General features: G+C 57.4%; 16 protein-coding genes. 10 read left to right on the plus strand and 6 right to left on the minus strand.

Annotation, left to right across the window (positions count from 1 at the left end; all coding sequences use genetic code 11):
• Positions 1–25: 25 nt before the first annotated feature.
• Both C1N60_RS09250 and yebS read right to left on the minus strand, forming a co-directional pair.
• Positions 26–2,659, minus strand: coding sequence for a PqiB family protein (locus C1N60_RS09250; protein WP_058771299.1), 2,634 nt, complete (start codon positions 2,657–2,659; stop codon positions 26–28).
• Positions 2,628–3,872, minus strand: coding sequence for a membrane integrity lipid transport subunit YebS (yebS, locus tag C1N60_RS09255; RefSeq protein WP_058757746.1), 1,245 nt, complete (start codon positions 3,870–3,872; stop codon positions 2,628–2,630). Before yebS ends, C1N60_RS09250 begins: the two co-directional genes overlap by 32 nt.
• A 218-nt stretch (positions 3,873–4,090) precedes the next feature.
• On the opposite strand from yebS, the gene C1N60_RS09260 reads away from it, so the two are divergent.
• The 4 genes from C1N60_RS09260 (at position 4,091) to htpX (ending at position 8,520) form a co-directional block, all read left to right on the plus strand.
• Positions 4,091–4,591: a GAF domain-containing protein gene (locus C1N60_RS09260; RefSeq protein WP_058757745.1), complete on the plus strand. Its 501-nt coding sequence runs from the start codon at positions 4,091–4,093 to the stop codon at positions 4,589–4,591.
• 96 nt (positions 4,592–4,687) lie between these two features.
• A complete protein-coding gene (gene proQ / locus C1N60_RS09265) occupies positions 4,688–5,368 on the plus strand; it encodes an RNA chaperone ProQ (protein ID WP_010616374.1) in 681 nt (226 codons plus the stop codon).
• 20 nt (positions 5,369–5,388) lie between these two features.
• The gene (gene prc / locus C1N60_RS09270) at positions 5,389–7,428 is read left to right on the plus strand and encodes a carboxy terminal-processing peptidase (protein WP_021510017.1); all 2,040 of its coding nucleotides are present in this window, start codon (positions 5,389–5,391) and stop codon (positions 7,426–7,428) included.
• Between the two features lie 210 nt (positions 7,429–7,638).
• Positions 7,639–8,520, plus strand: coding sequence for a protease HtpX (htpX, locus tag C1N60_RS09275; protein WP_021510018.1), 882 nt, complete (start codon positions 7,639–7,641; stop codon positions 8,518–8,520).
• A gap of 41 nt (positions 8,521–8,561) precedes the next feature.
• Here htpX and C1N60_RS09280 read toward each other — a convergent pair whose 3' ends face one another.
• Positions 8,562–9,944: an MFS transporter gene (locus C1N60_RS09280; RefSeq protein ID WP_058774591.1), complete on the minus strand. Its 1,383-nt coding sequence runs from the start codon at positions 9,942–9,944 to the stop codon at positions 8,562–8,564.
• 162 nt (positions 9,945–10,106) lie between these two features.
• On the opposite strand from C1N60_RS09280, the gene kdgR reads away from it, so the two are divergent.
• Positions 10,107–10,898, plus strand: a complete 792-nt coding sequence (kdgR, locus tag C1N60_RS09285; protein ID WP_058771238.1) for a DNA-binding transcriptional regulator KdgR — start codon at positions 10,107–10,109, stop codon at positions 10,896–10,898.
• A gap of 40 nt (positions 10,899–10,938) precedes the next feature.
• Here the strand turns inward: kdgR and C1N60_RS09290 are convergent, their stop codons facing one another.
• Complete coding sequence (locus C1N60_RS09290; protein WP_021510021.1) at positions 10,939–11,175, minus strand: YobH family protein; 237 nt, start codon at positions 11,173–11,175, stop codon at positions 10,939–10,941.
• Between the two features lie 218 nt (positions 11,176–11,393).
• Here C1N60_RS09290 and C1N60_RS09295 point away from each other — a divergent pair, with 218 nt between their 5' ends.
• The 5 genes from C1N60_RS09295 to rlmA all read left to right on the plus strand — a co-directional run bounded on the left by C1N60_RS09295 (position 11,394) and on the right by rlmA (position 14,541).
• Positions 11,394–11,669, plus strand: coding sequence for a YebO family protein (locus C1N60_RS09295; protein WP_127834152.1), 276 nt, complete (start codon positions 11,394–11,396; stop codon positions 11,667–11,669).
• 18 nt (positions 11,670–11,687) lie between these two features.
• On the plus strand, positions 11,688–12,686 hold the full coding sequence (locus C1N60_RS09300; protein WP_127834151.1) for an MBL fold metallo-hydrolase: 999 nt from the start codon (positions 11,688–11,690) through the stop codon (positions 12,684–12,686).
• A gap of 540 nt (positions 12,687–13,226) precedes the next feature.
• On the plus strand, positions 13,227–13,301 hold the full coding sequence (locus C1N60_RS09305) for a DUF2627 domain-containing protein (protein WP_110866451.1): 75 nt from the start codon (positions 13,227–13,229) through the stop codon (positions 13,299–13,301).
• A gap of 83 nt (positions 13,302–13,384) precedes the next feature.
• Positions 13,385–13,594: a transcription antiterminator/RNA stability regulator CspE gene (gene cspE / locus C1N60_RS09310; RefSeq protein ID WP_021510024.1), complete on the plus strand. Its 210-nt coding sequence runs from the start codon at positions 13,385–13,387 to the stop codon at positions 13,592–13,594.
• 140 nt (positions 13,595–13,734) lie between these two features.
• Positions 13,735–14,541 carry a 23S rRNA (guanine(745)-N(1))-methyltransferase gene (gene rlmA, locus C1N60_RS09315; RefSeq protein ID WP_127834150.1) on the plus strand — a complete coding sequence of 269 codons (807 nt, stop codon included), beginning with the start codon at positions 13,735–13,737 and terminating at the stop codon, positions 14,539–14,541.
• Here the strand turns inward: rlmA and C1N60_RS09320 are convergent.
• Together C1N60_RS09320 and C1N60_RS09325 are read right to left on the minus strand one after the other, a co-directional pair.
• Positions 14,538–14,996, minus strand: coding sequence for a DUF986 family protein (locus C1N60_RS09320; protein WP_021510026.1), 459 nt, complete (start codon positions 14,994–14,996; stop codon positions 14,538–14,540). The two genes, rlmA and C1N60_RS09320, sit on opposite strands and share 4 nt — an antisense overlap.
• 92 nt (positions 14,997–15,088) lie before the next feature.
• Entirely contained in the window at positions 15,089–15,934 is an 846-nt protein-coding gene (locus tag C1N60_RS09325) for a PTS mannose transporter subunit IID (protein ID WP_021510027.1), read from the minus strand.
• Positions 15,935–15,942: the final 8 nt, after the last annotated feature.

Below are 15,942 nucleotides of genomic sequence, written 5' to 3' on the forward strand. Positions count from 1 at the left end.
GGCAGCCCGCAGGCTGCCCGTTGTCTTAGTTTGGCGATGGAATCGCGGTGCCCCAGTTGCGCCACTCTTTTGGCGCTTCATCCTGCAGCAGGAAGTGCTTGTCGGCACCGGCCTGTGGTGCCAGCGGCACCGTCGGTGGTGTGGCAAACTGGATGCCGCCGCGAATGAACTGCTGGAAGGTGCCGGTTTTCACCACGCCGCCAATCAGGCCAAAGTCGAGGTTATAACCGGAGGCCAGCCAGAACACCGAGTTGTTACGCACCAGATGCTGATACTTCTTGCTGATGCGCAGCGCGATTTGCACGCGGTCGGCCATGTTACCCAGCGAAGTGCCGGTGACCGTGCCGACTTCTACACCGCGGAACAGCACCGGCGTGCCAATCGACAGCGAACCGGCTTCGGTGGTATCCACATAGATGTTCAGGCCGTTGAGGTAACGCGAGTCGGTAATGGTGCTCTCCTGCAGCTCAAAGCTGCGCGCCAGCGCGCCTTTGCCCGGGTCCACGTTCACATACGGCTGCAGCAGCGTTTCCAGGTGATTAACGCCGGCGGGCGAAATCTCCGGCGAGACGACAGAGAAGCGGCTGCCGATGCGCGCGAAGTCCTGCACATACTCCGGATAGAGCACCGCTTTCGCCACCACCTGGTTGTTATCCTGGCTCAGCGCCAATGACTCCACCTGACCGACGTTGATGCCGAGGTAGCGGATTGGCATGCCGGCCGACAGTTTGCTGGCATCAAAGGTGTGCAGGGTAATCTGGCTGCCGACTGCACGCGCGGCGGTCTCTGACGGATAGAGTACGCGCTTAACGCCTTTCGCTGCCTGCGCGCCCGTCAGGTTATCAAAGCTGATTGCGCCTTTCAGCGCGCGGTTCAGCGGCGAAGCCTGCACGGTCAGACCGCTGCCGTTAAGCTGGACTTTGGCACCGCCTTCGGCCCAGAACACGCTTTCGCTGGTCAGCAGCTTGCGATACTGCGGCTGGATATGGACCGAAATCTCAAACGCATCGGCGCGCGGCACCACATCCACCACTTCACCGACCTGGAACTTGCGGTACAGCACCACCGAGCCGGCCTGCACATCCGGCAGGCTGTTGGCGGTCAGTTTGAGCGTGGTCGGCGGCTGATCGCCGGTAATGCCTTCCGCCGCGCGCTCTGAGTCGGCGTACAGCGGATAGCGGCTGGACGGCTGACCTTTCGCACCCGGCACCAGCCGGATACCGCCGTCGACCCATTCGCGCGCGCTGGCACCCAGCACCTGCATGCCGTCGAGGCCAAATTTAACGTCGAGACGGCTGTTAACGATGAACTTACTGTCGGCGTGCACCAGCTGGCGATGCTCCGGATTGATGGCCGCCACAAAGCTGATGCCGTTTTCATCCAGCCGGCGCGAAATAACCTGGCCGATCTTCACGCCATACAGCATTACCGGCTGTCCGGCGTCGATACCGTAGGTTTCCGGCGCGCTGAGCTGAACGGTGAGCACATCCGGCTTCTGCAGCAGCGTTTCGCTGGCCGGCAGCACGCTGAAGTGATCCTGCGGCTCACCCTCGCCCGGGACCAGTTCCAGAGTATTACCGGTCAGCAGGCTGCTCAGGCTGGTGTCGGTCAGGCTGAGTTTCGGCGCGCGCATCTCAATCCGCGTGCCGCTGCGCATCAGGCCGGTGACGGAGGGATCGATCGTCAGCTCGCCGGACACTTTGCCGCCCGGCAGCAGCGTCAGTTTGGTCAGAGTGCCCACTTCCAGCCCCTGATACATCAGCGGCGTGCTGTCGGCTTTCAGGTTGTCGCCGTTGGGCAGATCGAGCGAAATCAGCACGCCGCGCTGGCTGTGTGCCAGATCCGAATAGAGCTGATAGTTTTGATCGCTGTTGGCCTGTTCGCCGCTGTCCGGCGAGTCAAAGGCAATCGCGCCATTCACCAGCGCGGCCAGGCTCTCCAGCTTCACTTTGGCGCCGCTCAGGCTGACATCGGCGTCAACGCCCGAGACATTCCAGAAGCGGCTCTGTTTTTTCACCAGGTTGGTAAAGCGCCGCTCAATCAGCACATCGATGGTCACGCCATCGGTATTACCGTTGATGCTGTAGTCATAGACGCGGCCGACCGGAATTTTACGGTAATAGACCAGCGAACCGGTGTTGAGCGAGCCGAGATCGGGCGCGTGCAGGTGAATCAGCAGTTCGCCGGTGTTTACCCGGTATTTTGGCTGGGTGTCCAGCGCGGTGAAGTGATCGCGCTCTTTGCCGTCGCCGGGCATCATGCCGATGTAGTTACCGCCCACCAGCGCATCCAGCCCGGAGACGCCCGCCAGCGAGGCTTTTGGCGTCACCAGCCAGAACTGGGTGTTCTCCCGTAGCGCATCGCGCATGTCGCTCTTGATGCTGGCTTTGATCTGAATGCTGCGATAGTCATCGCTCAGCACAATGCCCTGCACGGTGCCCACTTCCACGCCCTGGTAGCGAATCGGCGTGCGGCCCGGCACGATGCCGTCCGCGGTCTGGAAGTTGATGGTGATGGTGGTGCCGCGCTCCTGATAATTGGTCCATAACAGCCAGCCGGCAATCAGCAGGGCGATAATGGGCAAAAGCCAGAACGGCGAAATCTTGCGTTTATTACGCAGATTAGCGCTAGTCGGTGTAGTCGGCGTTTCCTGTTGCATGTGCATCCCAGATCAGGCGGCTATCGAGCCACTCAACGGCCATAATGGTCAGGATGACTGCCGCGCCAAAGTAGAAGGCGGCAGGTCCCATGGTAAAAGCCAGCAGCTGGTCACGATTGACCAGCGACATGGTTAAAGCAATGACGAACAGATCCAGCATCGACCAGCGGCCCACCCAGGTGACGGCACGCAGCAGACGGATGCGGGTTTTCAAACCCTGTTCACACTTAAAATGGATGCTAAGCAACAGCGTCAGCATCACTAACACCTTGGTAAACGGCACCAGAATACTGGCGATAAACACCACTGCCGCCACCGGCACGTTACCGGAGGCGAGGCCAAGAATCCCGGAGAAAATGGTGTCTTCGCGCCGCGCACCGTTGACGTACACCACCGAAATCGGCAGCAGGTTAGCCGGGATCAGCAGCACAATCGAGGCGATCAGCGCCGCCCAGGATTTTTGCAGGCTGTGGCGGCGGCGAAAATCGAGCGGCGTATGGCAGCGCGTGCAGCGTCCGCGTTCATCGGGCATACCGGTATGGTGGCAGTTCAGGCAAACCTGCCACCGCTCGGGCGGTTCGTGCGGCACCGACTGCGGGTAATAATGTTCCCACAGCTCCTCCACATTGAGATGAATCAGCGTCAGCAGGCTCATGATGGTCAGCGCGATATAGGCGACCAGCCCGTAGCCGACCTCCAGCGCGGCATAATCCTGCACCTTAATTGATGCCACCGCCACGCCGACCAGATAGATATCCAGCATGACCCACTCTTTGAGCTTCTCCAGCATCAGCAGGACCGGGCGCAGGTTCATGCCGAGCGCGTGGCCAATCCACAAATAGCAGATGCCGGCCACCAGCGTCACTGGCGCGCCAATCGTGCAAAACGCCACCATGGCGGCTGTCAGCACGTTGCCCTGTTGCGCCATCTGCAGCACGCCCTCCAGCAGGCTGGCGTTGATGCGCATGCCAAGCAGGCGGATATCCACCAGCGGCAGGCTGAAGGCGAACGGCATCAGTACGACCATCGTGACGGCCATGGCAGTGAGCCGCGTCATTGACCAGTCGCGACCGTTCTGAATACGGGCATGACAGCGCGGGCAATAAGCCGACTGATGCGATTTCACATCCGGTAAGGAAAAAAGGGTATCGCATTGCGGGCAACGCTGATAACGTGCGTGGGGCAACGTCTGGCTGATGGCGTGAATTTTCATAAATGACGCAAGGGGCCCATTGTTCGTTACAGTTACCGGCATGCGGAGCAGAGCTCGTCTGTCTGCATCAATCTATGGTACGAGAATAGTCTCAAGCATAGCGTGCTAAGGGTATAGTAACTAACACAATGATTCACCTTGTGGGGTTGGATTATTAGTGCTTATTTTAACAACTGAGTGACAACAAGGTCACGCCAGTGATGAGTTATGGTTAAACAATGAACAAAAAAGCCTTTTACGAGGATTTAAATCGCGATGTCCGCGCACTGTTAGCGGGCGAAACTTCTTTCCTGGCTGCGCTGGGCAACTGCAGTGCGCTGCTGTTTGAACGCCTGGAAGGGGTTAACTGGGCAGGCTTCTATCTGCTGACCGAGCCTGAGACGCTGGTGCTGGGTCCGTTCCAGGGCAAAATCGCCTGCGTACGCATTCCGGTGGGTAAAGGCGTATGTGGCACCGCGGTTGCGGAGGATAGCGTGCAGCGGATTGAGGACGTGCACGCTTTCCCGGGGCACATTGCCTGCGACGCCGCCAGCAACGCGGAAATCGTGATTCCTCTGAAAGTGAATGGCACGATGGTCGGTGTTCTCGACATCGACAGTACGGTTTATTCTCGCTTCGATAGCGAGGATGAAGCGGGGCTGGTAGCCCTTACCGACGGGCTTTGTGCAGTGCTGGCGAACAGCGACATTGAAAAATTTCTTCAGCTGACGCGCAGCTAATCGACTGGATCACATAGCATTTGGCGATGTTGTCATTATAATGTCGCCTGTTCATGCCTGCTCTGGTCGGCAAACCCGTTGTAATCAGGAAATTTCATGGAAAATCAACCTAAGTTGAACAGCAGTAAAGAAGTCATCGCCTTTCTGGCGCAGCGTTTTCCGCACTGCTTTAGCGCCGAAGGTGAAGCGCGTCCGCTCAAAATCGGTATCTTTCAGGATCTGGTGGAGCGCGTTCAGGGCGAAAACAGCCTGAGCAAGACGCAACTGCGTTCGGCCTTACGCCTTTATACCTCAAGCTGGCGTTATCTTTACGGCATTAAAGCCGGTGCCACCCGTGTCGATCTCGACGGCAACGCCTGTGGCGTGCTGGATGAGCAGCACGTAGAACATGCGCGCAAGCAGCTGGAAGAAGCCAAAGCGCGCGTGCAGGCGCAGCGCGAGCAGCAAAAAGCGAAAAAACGTGAAGCCGGGGAAGAGACCGCTGAGCGTCGTCCGCGCAAGCCTGCTGCCCGTAAAGCGGCGGAGGGTGACGCACCGCGTAAGCCACGTCCACAGGCACCGCGTGCTGCGGCCGGTGAGCGTCAGGCTGCTCCGCGTCCACCGCGGGCAAAACCCGTCACTGACACTTCAACGTTGCAAGCGGGTCAAAACATCAAAGTCAAAGCAGGCAAAAGTGCAATGGACGCTACCATCCTGGAAATTACCAAAGATGGCGTCCGGGTCCAGCTCGCTTCCGGCCTGGCAATGATTGTGCGCGCAGAACACTTGCAGTTCTGAAACGGAGGCCCGACCCTGGCATGAACAGCATTTTTAAGATCGGTATGATCGCGGGCCTGCTGCTGGCAGGCCCCACCTTTGGCGCGGACAACATTACCCGCGCCGACCAGATTCCCCAGTTACACGAAGAAGCACAGCATCCTACCGTCAGTGAACGCGTCACTTCGCGTTTCACCCGCTCTCACTATCGTCAGTTCGATCTGAATCAGGATTTTTCGGCGAAAATTTTTGACCGCTACCTGAATCTGCTCGATTACAGCCATAACGTGCTGCTGGCGTCGGACGTGGCACAATTCGCCGACAAGAAAACCACGCTCGGTGATGAGCTGCGCAGCGGCAAGCTGGATGTGTTTTACGATCTCTATAATCTGGCGCAGAAGCGCCGCTTCGAGCGCTATCAGTATGCGCTCAGCGTGCTGAACCGCCCGATGAACTTCACCGGCAATGACACCATCGATATCGATCGTGCCAAAGCACCGTGGCCGAAAAGCACAGATGAGCTAAACGCGCTGTGGGATGCCAAGGTGAAGTATGACGAGCTGAGCCTGAAGCTGGCCGGGAAAGATGATAAAGAGATTCGCGAGACGCTGACCAAGCGCTACAACTTTGCCATCCGTCGTCTGGCACAAAGCAACAGCGAAGATGTGTTCCAGCTGGCGATGACCGCGTTCGCGCATGAAATCGACCCGCATACGAACTATCTGTCACCGCGTAACACCGAGCAGTTCAATACCGAAATGAGCCTGTCGCTGGAAGGTATTGGTGCCGTGCTGCAGATGGATGATGACTACACGGTGATCAACTCGATGGTGGCTGGTGGTCCGGCGGCCAAGAGCAAATCCATCAGCGTGGGCGACCGCATTGTGGGCGTCGGCCAGCCGGGCAAGCCAATGGAAGATGTGATTGGCTGGCGTCTGGATGATGTGGTGTCCAAAATCAAAGGGCCGAAGGGCAGCAAAGTGCGCCTCGAGATCCTGCCAGCCGGCAAGGGCACCAAAACCCGTACCGTGACGCTGACGCGTGAGAAAATCCGTCTGGAAGATCGCGCGGTGAAGGGCACCGTGCACAACGTCGGCAAAGAGAAAGTCGGCGTGCTGGATATCCCGGGCTTCTACGTTGGCCTGACCGATGATGTGAAAGTACAGCTGCAGAAACTGCAGAAGCAGAACGTCGACAGCATCGTCATCGATCTGCGTACCAACGGCGGCGGCGCGCTGACCGAAGCGGTATCGCTCTCCGGCCTGTTTATTCCGAGTGGTCCGGTGGTGCAGGTGCGTGACAATAATGGTCGCGTGCGTGAGGACAGCGACAACGACGGCATCGTTTACTACAAAGGTCCGCTGGTGGTGCTGGTCGATCGCTTCAGCGCCTCGGCGTCGGAAATCTTTGCCGCGGCGATGCAGGATTACGGCCGCGCGCTGATTGTCGGCGAACCGACTTTCGGTAAGGGCACGGTGCAGCAGTATCGCTCACTCAACCGCATCTACGATCAGATGCTGCGTCCGGAATGGCCGGCGCTGGGCTCAGTCCAGTACACCATTCAGAAGTTCTACCGCATCAACGGCGGCAGTACTCAGCGGAAAGGCGTCACGCCAGACCTGCTGATGCCGACCGGTGTGGAAGCGGCAGAGACCGGCGAGAAGTTTGAGGATAACGCGCTGCCGTGGGACAGCATCAACGCGGCGACCTACACCAAAACCGGCGATATCACGCCGCTGGTGCCGCAGCTGACCAAAGAGCACGCCGATCGCATCGCCAAAGATCGCGAGTTCCAGTACATCATGAAAGACATCGCGCGTTTCAACGCGATGAAGGACAAGCGTAACATCGTGTCACTCAATCTGGCTCAGCGCGAGAAAGAGAACCACGAAGAAGATGCGCTGCGTCTGGAACGTATCAATGCGCGCTACCAGGCGGAAGGCAAAGCGCCGCTGAAGAGCCTGGACGATCTGCCGAAAGACTACAAAGAGCCGGATCCGTATCTGGATGAAACGGTGAAAATCGCTAACGATTTGGCCCAGCTGGAAAAAGATCAGCCAGCGCCGGCGGCAGCGAAGTAACCTTTCGGCCTGAAATTACAGCACCGCTGCGGCGGTGCTTTTTTTTGCCTTGAAATCGCCGCCCGGCAGGCTGCACCTGCTACCATTACCAAATGTAAAGTTATGTCTTTTTAGGCACTTAAAGATTAAGGTCGCTTGAAAAGCGCCACAATGGACATAGGATGTATATCCGCGCATGAGCGCGAGCACAACTGAGGAAGATTAACGTTTATGATGCGTATTGCGCTTTTCCTGGTCACCAACCTGGCGGTGATGTTGGTATTCGGACTGATTCTGAGTCTGACAGGAATCCAGTCAAGCAGTGTTCAGGGTCTGATGATTATGGCAGGTCTGTTTGGCTTTGGCGGTGCGTTTGTTTCACTGCTGATGTCCAAATGGATGGCGTTACGCTCGGTCGGCGGTGAAGTGATTGAACAACCCCGTAACGAGACGGAACGCTGGCTGATGGAAACCGTCGGCCGCCAGGCTCAGCAGGTCGGCATTGCGATGCCGCAGGTGGCGATTTACCACGCGCCCGATATCAACGCCTTTGCCACCGGCGCACGCCGTGACGCCTCGCTGGTAGCGGTCTCCACCGGTTTGCTGCAGAACATGAGCCGCGACGAAGCGGAGGCGGTGCTGGCGCACGAGATCGCCCACATCGCGAACGGTGACATGGTCACCATGACGCTGATTCAGGGCATCGTGAACACCTTCGTGATCTTCATTTCTCGTATCATTGCGCAGGTGGCGTCTGGCTTCCTGTCCGGCAACCGCGACGGTGAAGAGAGCAGCAACGGCAATCCGCTGGTCTATTTTGCCGTGGCGACGGTGCTGGAACTGGTGTTTGGTATTCTCGCCAGCATCATCACCATGTGGTTCTCGCGCCATCGCGAATTCCACGCCGACGCCGGTTCTGCGAAGCTGGTGGGTCGTGAAAAGATGATTGCCGCGCTGCAGCGCCTGAAAACCAGCTACGAACCGCAGGAACCCAGCAGCATGATGGCGTTCTGTATTAACGGAAAAGGTAAATCGCTGAGCGAGTTGTTTATGTCGCACCCGCCGCTCGACAAGCGTATCGAAGCGCTGCGCAGCGGTGCCTACCTTAAGTAAGCCACATAGAAAATGAACAGGGCGCCTGCGGGCGCCCTTTTTTATGACTCTGCCGGCTGACGGCTTTGCGTCATGCGCAGCATACTGACGATCGCCGCCACGCTGGCAAAGGTCCCGGCCAGCAGCAGCGAAGCATGCGTGCCGCTGTCGTTGAACAGGTTAAACATCAGCGCCACCAGCGCGGCGCCGGTGCTTTGCCCGACCAGTCGCGCGGTGCCGAGCATGCCGCTGGCACCGCCGCTGCGCTGGCGCGGAGCCGACGAGATGATGGTGTGATTGTTGGGTGACTGGAACAGCCCGAAGCCGGCACCACACAGCATCATACGCCAGATAATATCGGCATCCGTGGGTTGTGCAGGCAGCAGCGCCAGCAGAAACAGCCCGGCGGCAAACAGCGCCAGCCCCAGCCCACCCAGCAGCCCGGCATGAAACTTCTCGATCAGACGGCCGGCAATCGGTGCCATAACCATGGTAGCCAGCGGCCACGGCGTCAGCAGCAGACCGGTCGCGACTTCATCCCGGCCCAGTACGTTTTGCAGGAAAAACGGCAGCGACACCATCGCCAGCATTTGTGCACAGAACGAACAGATCGAGGTGCCGATCGACAACGAAAACACCGGAATGCGCAGCAAATCTACTGGCAGCAGCGGCACCGGCATCGCCAGCTGACGCCGCACAAACACCACGCCGATCAGCAGCAGCGCCAGCAGCATACCCGCAATCAGCCAGCCATTTTCTCCCTGCGCGAAGCCGGTCAGCGCTGAAATCAGCAGGCCAAAAAACAGCGCATTCATGATGGCGCTCGGCACATCAAATTTCTGCTGCTTCGCTTTCTGCGTGTTATCCGGCAGGAAGCGCAGCGCCAGCCACAGCGCCACCACACCGAGCGGCACGTTGATCAGGAACAGCCATTTCCAGCTGGCGATGGAGAGAATCGCGGCCGCCACCGTGGGACCGGCGGCACTGGAGACGGCCACGATCAGCGAGTTGATGGCCATGCCGCGTCCCAGGAAGCGCTGCGGGTAAATAATACGGATTAGCGCCGTGTTGACGCTCATCAGCGCCGCACCGCCGAAGCCCTGCAGCACGCGCGCCACGGTGAGCATATTCAGCGACGAGGAGAGGGCGCAGAACAGCGAGGTGAACACAAACAGCACCAGCCCGACCTGATAGACGCGCCGGTAGCCGAACATATCGCCAAGAAACGACAGCGACAGCAGCGAAATCACGATAGCGATTTGATAGGCGTTGACGATCCAGATCGATTCCGCCGGGCTGGCGTTCAGCTCACGCGCAATGGTCGGCAGCGCCACGTTGGCAATCGCGCCGTCCAGCACCGCCATCATGATGCCAAGCGCTATGGTAATTATCGCGCCGTAACGCTGTGGAACGGGTAATCCATCCTGAGACACGGTAGGAGACATAAACAGAGAGAAGTGAAGTAAGTGAATATCATCATGCTAATCAATTTTCTGCCTGAAATCACCGCATTAATGGACAAAAATTACAAGTGGATGTGTCGTTGCCGCCGTCCGGCTGTAACCTCTATACTGGCTTTTTTTGCAAAAGCGTTAAGGAAGTCCCGCATGGCGAGCCGCGATAACGATAAACAGCCGGATGCCGTATCATCAGTGATGAAAGTGTTTGGCATTCTGCAGGCGCTGGGTGAAGAGCGCGATCACGGCATCACCGAGCTTTCGCAGCGGGTTATGATGTCGAAAAGCACGGTCTACCGCTTTCTGCAGACCATGAAATCGCTCGGCTACGTGGCGCAGGAGGGCGAGAGCGAAAAATACTCGCTGACGCTCAAGCTGTTTGAACTTGGCGCGCACGCGCTGCAGAACGTGGATTTGATTCGCAGCGCCGATGTGGAGATGCGCGAACTGTCGCGCCAGACCAAAGAGACCATTCATCTCGGCGCGCTGGAAGAAGACAGCATCGTCTATATCCATAAGATTGACTCGCTGTATAACCTGCGCATGTATTCGCGCATCGGCCGGCGTAATCCGCTGCATAGTACCGCCATCGGCAAAGTGCTGCTGGCGTGGCGTGAGCGCGCGGAGGTGAACGACATTCTGCGTGAAGTGGAATTCCGTCGCAGCACCGCTAACACTATCGTCAACGCGCAGGCGCTACTGCCGGTGCTGGATCAGGTCAGGCAACAGGGCTTTGGTGAGGATAATGAAGAGCAGGAAGCGGGGATTCGCTGTCTGGCGGTACCGGTGTTTGATCGCTTCGGCGTGGTGATTGCCGGCATGAGTCTCTCTTTTCCGACGGTGCGCTTCTCCGAACCGGCAAAAAAAGAGTATGTGGCGATGCTGCACCGTGCCGCGCGTAAGGTGTCGGAGCAAATGGGTTATTACGACTATCCGTTCTGAATCCTGCCGGGCTGACGTGCAGCCCGGCAGGCGGCTTAACTTAGTTGTCGACCACTTCGCCGCTTTTCTTCAGCAGTGGACAATCGGTAACGCCAACAATGCCGCTGTCGGTGTGCAGATACTGTGCGGTAATCATGCCGCGCGCGGTCAGGTAGCTGCACTGTAAGCCCAGCCCGGCTGCGTTTTTATTACTGCCGGTTAACACGCCGTAGCCGGTAAACAGCATCGCCAGCCACAAGACAGCCAGCACCATCACCGCACGAATCAGTAGTTTCATTTTTATCTCCTTGTGTTACATAACGCAGCTGTTCCCGCATTGCTGCGAACTCTATAGTAGCAGCATGCCTCGCTTTTCTCGCCGGATCGATCAGAGATAACTGAAAGCGGCACGCAGGCGGGATAATCGTCTTTATCTCCGCCACCATATCTTTTCCGCACGCAACGAGTAGAATCAGCGGCGATGTACCTGAATGATGTTTGAGGATTGATGCAGTTATGAACGAATTAGCCGCCAGTACCGGTCCGCTGTTTAACTATGGCGTGCTGGCCATCATTGTGGTTGTGGCCTTTATTGCCTGGTTTTTTGTTAACCGGGCCAGCGTGCGCGCCAGTGAACAGCTTCAGCTGCTGGAAGCGCTGCTGGAAGAGCAAAAGAAACAGAACGCGCTGCTGCGCCGTATCGCTGAGGCGCAGCCGGTGGCCGAAAAATCGCAGGATGAGCAGGATGCCGGGGATAAGCGCGACTTTATCCGCCTGATTCCGGAACGTTAAGCACACAACGGAGAGGCCATGGCCTGGCAAAATCCCTGGTATGACGCTTCGCTGGCCCATCATACGCCGCACGGCTTTCGTAACCCGGAAGAGGAGTTGCGTCAGCCTGGCGATCTACAGCGCTGGCGGCGCGAGCGTAAGCAGCAGAATCTGCCGCTGCCACCGCAGTCCGGCTATGCGGCCTTTACCGCCAGCTGGTGCCAGCAGGCCGACCTGAGCGGTGAAGATGACCGTGTCTGGTGGCTGGGCCATGCCGCGCTGCTGCTGCGTCTCAATCAGCGCTATATTTTGATCGACCCGGCGCTGTCGGCACGCGCTTCGCCGCTGCCGTTTGCCGGGCCGCAGCGTAAAACCCCGGCGCCGATCAGCGTGGCGCAGCTGCCGCATCTTGATTATGTGCTGATCTCGCATAACCATTACGATCACCTTGATCGGCCTACGGTGAAACGCATCGCCCGCCGCTTTCCAGCCGCGCACTTTCTGGTGCCGCTGGGAATGGCCGACTGGTGTCGCCGGCGTGGCGTGCGCACCGTCACCGAACTGGACTGGTGGCAGCAGGTGCACCTGGACGACATCAGCTTCACAGCCGTTCCCGCGCGCCACTGGAGCATGCGCACCTTCTGGGATCGCAACCGGTCGCTGTGGTGCGGCTGGGTCGTGCGTAATGCGCAGCTCAATTTCTGGTTCTCCGGCGATAGCGGCTACAGCGATAATCTCTCTGCCATCGCGCAGCGGCTGGGGCCGTTTAATCTGGCTGCGTTACCGATAGGTGCCTATGCACCAAAATGGTTCATGCGCGGCCAGCACATGGACCCGGATCAGGCGGTACAGCTCTGGCAGCAGATAGGGCGACCGCTGGCGATTCCCATTCACTGGGGCGTGTTTGAACTGGCGGACGAGTCGCTTGACGATCCGCCGACGGTGCTGGCGCAAGCCTTGCAGCAGGCGGGCGAGGTGGATGCGCCTTTTGCCCCATGGCGAATTGGCGAGAGCCGCAGCCTGATGAATTACGATTAAGATTTATCCTAAGCCATTTTTGTTAAATGCCAGCGGCTTCCGCGCTTTTTAACATTTAATTGTTGGGTGTTTAGAAAAAAATGAGATAAATGCCAGCGTGCAGTCTGCTTATATTTGGGGCAACGGCGATTATATTTTCCTGATTTTGGTGCAAAACTATTTTTAACTTGTACTGCCAGCAATTTATTGTACAAGATTTGAGCGCTGCGCAGTTTATGTTGCTCATTGCACAACGGCCAGTGAAATAGCTTATCTGTGCCATATTAATGCAATATTTTTTGCCTAAACTTATTTGGTTTAAATGTGAAAAGGCAGCGTTTACCGCTGCGCTTGACGAAACGCGAGTCTGGCGCTAACTATACTGACGAATAGACTTTTTTTGCACACGCCGAGGCGTTGCTGTCAATAACGTTATCCACCTTTCGCTGCCGGTTTCAGGCAATTATGTGCGGCATGTCGATCACTGTTTAAAAATGGCTTGCCATTAATTAGCGGATATGTGATAACGAATCGTGGGTCAAACGAGGTACAGTTCTGTTTATGTATGGCATCTTCAGTAAAGAAGTTACGAGTAAAGACGTTGACGTTGAATACCGCTTCCTTGCCGAACCTTAAATTAGTGCCTCATTCAGTAATGTCTCTGGTTTCTCTGTAAGACTGCCTGCGGGCAATATAAACACTCTAAGGAATTTGCAAAAATGGCAAAGATTAAAGGTCAGGTTAAGTGGTTCAACGAGTCTAAAGGTTTTGGTTTTATTACTCCTGCTGACGGCAGCAAAGACGTGTTCGTTCACTTCTCTGCTATCCAGGGCAACGGTTTTAAAACCCTGGCCGAAGGTCAACAAGTTGAGTTTGAAATTCAGGACGGCCAGAAAGGCCCGGCAGCAGTTAACGTTACTGCTATCTGATTTCGCTCTCAGGCTCGGTGTCATGCACCGCTGAATCGAATCTTAAAAGCCCTGCTCAATGAGCGGGGCTTTTCTTTATCCTTTCTGTTACCGGATGATCAGGGTAAACTGCGCCGCGAATCGCTAACCCGGAGTTATCTATGTCGTTGATTTGCCCACTTTGCCACCTCGCTTTGCACCTGCACGCCAGCAGTTATCGCTGTGCGTCCGGTCATCAGTTCGATCGGGCGAAAGAGGGGTACGTCAACCTGCTGCCGGTGCAGCACAAAGGTTCACGGGAACCGGGCGACAGCGCAGAGATGCTTCAGGCGCGCCGGGCCTTTCTGGATGCCGGACACTATCAGCCGCTGCGCGATCGGGTGGCGCAACGTCTGGCTCAGCCGCTCACGAACCGGCCCGCGCAGCTGCTGGATATCGGCTGTGGCGAAGGCTATTACACCGCCGCCCTGGCTGCCGCGTTGCCCGACAGCCAGTTGTACGGTCTGGATGTGGCCAAAGCCGCGGTGCGCATGGCGGCAAAGCGCTATCGCGCGGTTAACTTTTGTGTCGCCTCCAGCCAGCGCCTGCCGTTTGCTGATGGTTCACTGGACGCCATCGTGCGCATTTACGCGCCCTGTAACGAGCAGGAGCTGAGCCGCGTTATCAGGCCCGGCGGCTATTTGCTGACGGTGACGCCGGGGCCGCACCATCTGCAGCAGTTCAAAGCGTTGATCTATCGCGAAGTGCAGTTGCATACGGCGGAAGAGAAAAACTATGCGGGATTTGAACAGATCGATCAGCAAAACCTTCACTACTCGATGACGCTGAACGGGGCGGAAGCGGTGAGCCTGCTGCAGATGACCCCTTTTGCCTGGCGTGCGCGTGAAGCGGTGTGGCAGCAGCTGGCTTCCAGCGCCAGCTTTAGCTGTGACGCGGATTTCACCCTGACGCTGTGGCAGCGCGTTTAACGCGCCTCCACCAGCGTATGATAGATTTTCTCCAGATCGTCGAGCTGTTTCACCGCTATCAGCAAGCGACGCTGCTCCAGCTGCATCACCAGAATGCCATCCTCTGACAGGTTCATACTCTGAATACGCCGGTAATCAATCCACACGCTGGCAAAAAACAGGCCGTCATTTTTCATCAGCAGCCGCGGGCTGCGGATCCAGAACAGCCAGATAGCCATAAAGCACAGCACCATCAGCAGGGTAGTGGTGAGCTGCGGGCCATGATGGCTGACGTTGTTCCACAGCAGAATCAGTAGCAGCACGATAAAGATGCCGCTGTCGATTTTATGGCGGCGACGCAGGGTGACGCGCAGTCGGGTCGGTCCATTGCGGCGGGGCAGGATGACATCGTCGTAAATCGCAAACAGGGCGAGAGCGGCGATCAGCAGGGCAATCAGGGCGTCAGTCAGTGACATACAGGCTTCTTCCTCAACCGAAGTGACCTCAGCGTTGGCGCTCAGGTCACGCCGTTCAAAAAACGCCGGGAGTCTGACTCCCGGCGGTGAGATTACAGACCGAGCAGGCCGATCCAGTAACCAAAGATACCGATGGCAAAGAAGCCAACGATGATCCACAGCGCGTTAACTTTACGGCGCAGCAGCCACATACAGCCAAAGGTCAGCAGCAGTGGAATCAGGCCGGGCATCAGCTGGTCGAGAATCGACTGCACGGTGGTAACCGTGGTTTTGCCGGTCTGGTCGGTGATGCGGGAAACCACCAGCGGCACGTTGACGTGTGTCCACTTATTGACCAGCGCCCCCATGACAAACAGGCCGAGTATCGATGCCCCCTCGGTGAGTTTTTGCAGGAAGCCGCCGCCCATATCGCTGACGATATCCACCCCTTTGCGATAGCCATAAGCCACGCCGTAATAGCGGGTCAGCATACGCGCAATGTTAAACAGGAAGAAGAACAGCAGCGGACCGAGCAGGCTGCCGCTCATCGCGATACCGGCACCCAGTGCGGCGAACACCGGACGCACGGTCCCCCAGAAAATCGGGTCGCCCACGCCAGCCAGCGGACCCATCAGACCCACTTTGATGCCGTTAATGGCACCGTCATCGATCGCCGCACCGTTGGCGCGCTGCTCTTCCATGGCCATGGTCACGCCGAGCACTGGCGCTGCCACGTAAGGATGGGTGTTGAAGAACTCAAGGTGACGCTTAATCGCCTGCTTGCGCTCGTCGTTGTTTTCCGGATACAGGCGACGGATCACCGGCACCATTGAGAAGCAGAAGCCCAGCGCCTGCATGCGTTCAAAGTTCCACGAACCCTGAAACAGGTTAGAGCGCAGGAACACACCGCGCACGTCACCGGGGGTGAGTTTCTTTGGAGTATTGGTTGTATCTACCATGATGTCAC

This window comes from Pantoea sp. SGAir0184 (genome assembly GCF_043544755.1).

Excerpts from the sequence above, each read along its gene's own strand:
- C1N60_RS09260 (WP_058757745.1), top strand. The coding sequence starts at position 4,091 with ATGAACAAAAAAGCCTTTTACGAGGATTTAAATCGCGATGTCCGCGCA.
- prc (WP_021510017.1), top strand. The coding sequence starts at position 5,389 with ATGAACAGCATTTTTAAGATCGGTATGATCGCGGGCCTGCTGCTGGCA.
- C1N60_RS09250 (WP_058771299.1), bottom strand. The coding sequence starts at position 2,659 with ATGCAACAGGAAACGCCGACTACACCGACTAGCGCTAATCTGCGTAAT.
- htpX (WP_021510018.1), top strand. The coding sequence starts at position 7,639 with ATGATGCGTATTGCGCTTTTCCTGGTCACCAACCTGGCGGTGATGTTG.
- C1N60_RS09300 (WP_127834151.1), top strand. The coding sequence starts at position 11,688 with ATGGCCTGGCAAAATCCCTGGTATGACGCTTCGCTGGCCCATCATACG.
- C1N60_RS09295 (WP_127834152.1), top strand. The coding sequence starts at position 11,394 with ATGAACGAATTAGCCGCCAGTACCGGTCCGCTGTTTAACTATGGCGTG.
- C1N60_RS09320 (WP_021510026.1), bottom strand. The coding sequence starts at position 14,996 with ATGTCACTGACTGACGCCCTGATTGCCCTGCTGATCGCCGCTCTCGCC.
- C1N60_RS09280 (WP_058774591.1), bottom strand. The coding sequence starts at position 9,944 with ATGTCTCCTACCGTGTCTCAGGATGGATTACCCGTTCCACAGCGTTAC.
- C1N60_RS09325 (WP_021510027.1), bottom strand. The coding sequence starts at position 15,934 with ATGGTAGATACAACCAATACTCCAAAGAAACTCACCCCCGGTGACGTG.
- proQ (WP_010616374.1), top strand. The coding sequence starts at position 4,688 with ATGGAAAATCAACCTAAGTTGAACAGCAGTAAAGAAGTCATCGCCTTT.
- cspE (WP_021510024.1), top strand. The coding sequence starts at position 13,385 with ATGGCAAAGATTAAAGGTCAGGTTAAGTGGTTCAACGAGTCTAAAGGT.
- C1N60_RS09290 (WP_021510021.1), bottom strand. The coding sequence starts at position 11,175 with ATGAAACTACTGATTCGTGCGGTGATGGTGCTGGCTGTCTTGTGGCTG.
- rlmA (WP_127834150.1), top strand. The coding sequence starts at position 13,735 with ATGTCGTTGATTTGCCCACTTTGCCACCTCGCTTTGCACCTGCACGCC.
- yebS (WP_058757746.1), bottom strand. The coding sequence starts at position 3,872 with ATGAAAATTCACGCCATCAGCCAGACGTTGCCCCACGCACGTTATCAG.
- kdgR (WP_058771238.1), top strand. The coding sequence starts at position 10,107 with ATGGCGAGCCGCGATAACGATAAACAGCCGGATGCCGTATCATCAGTG.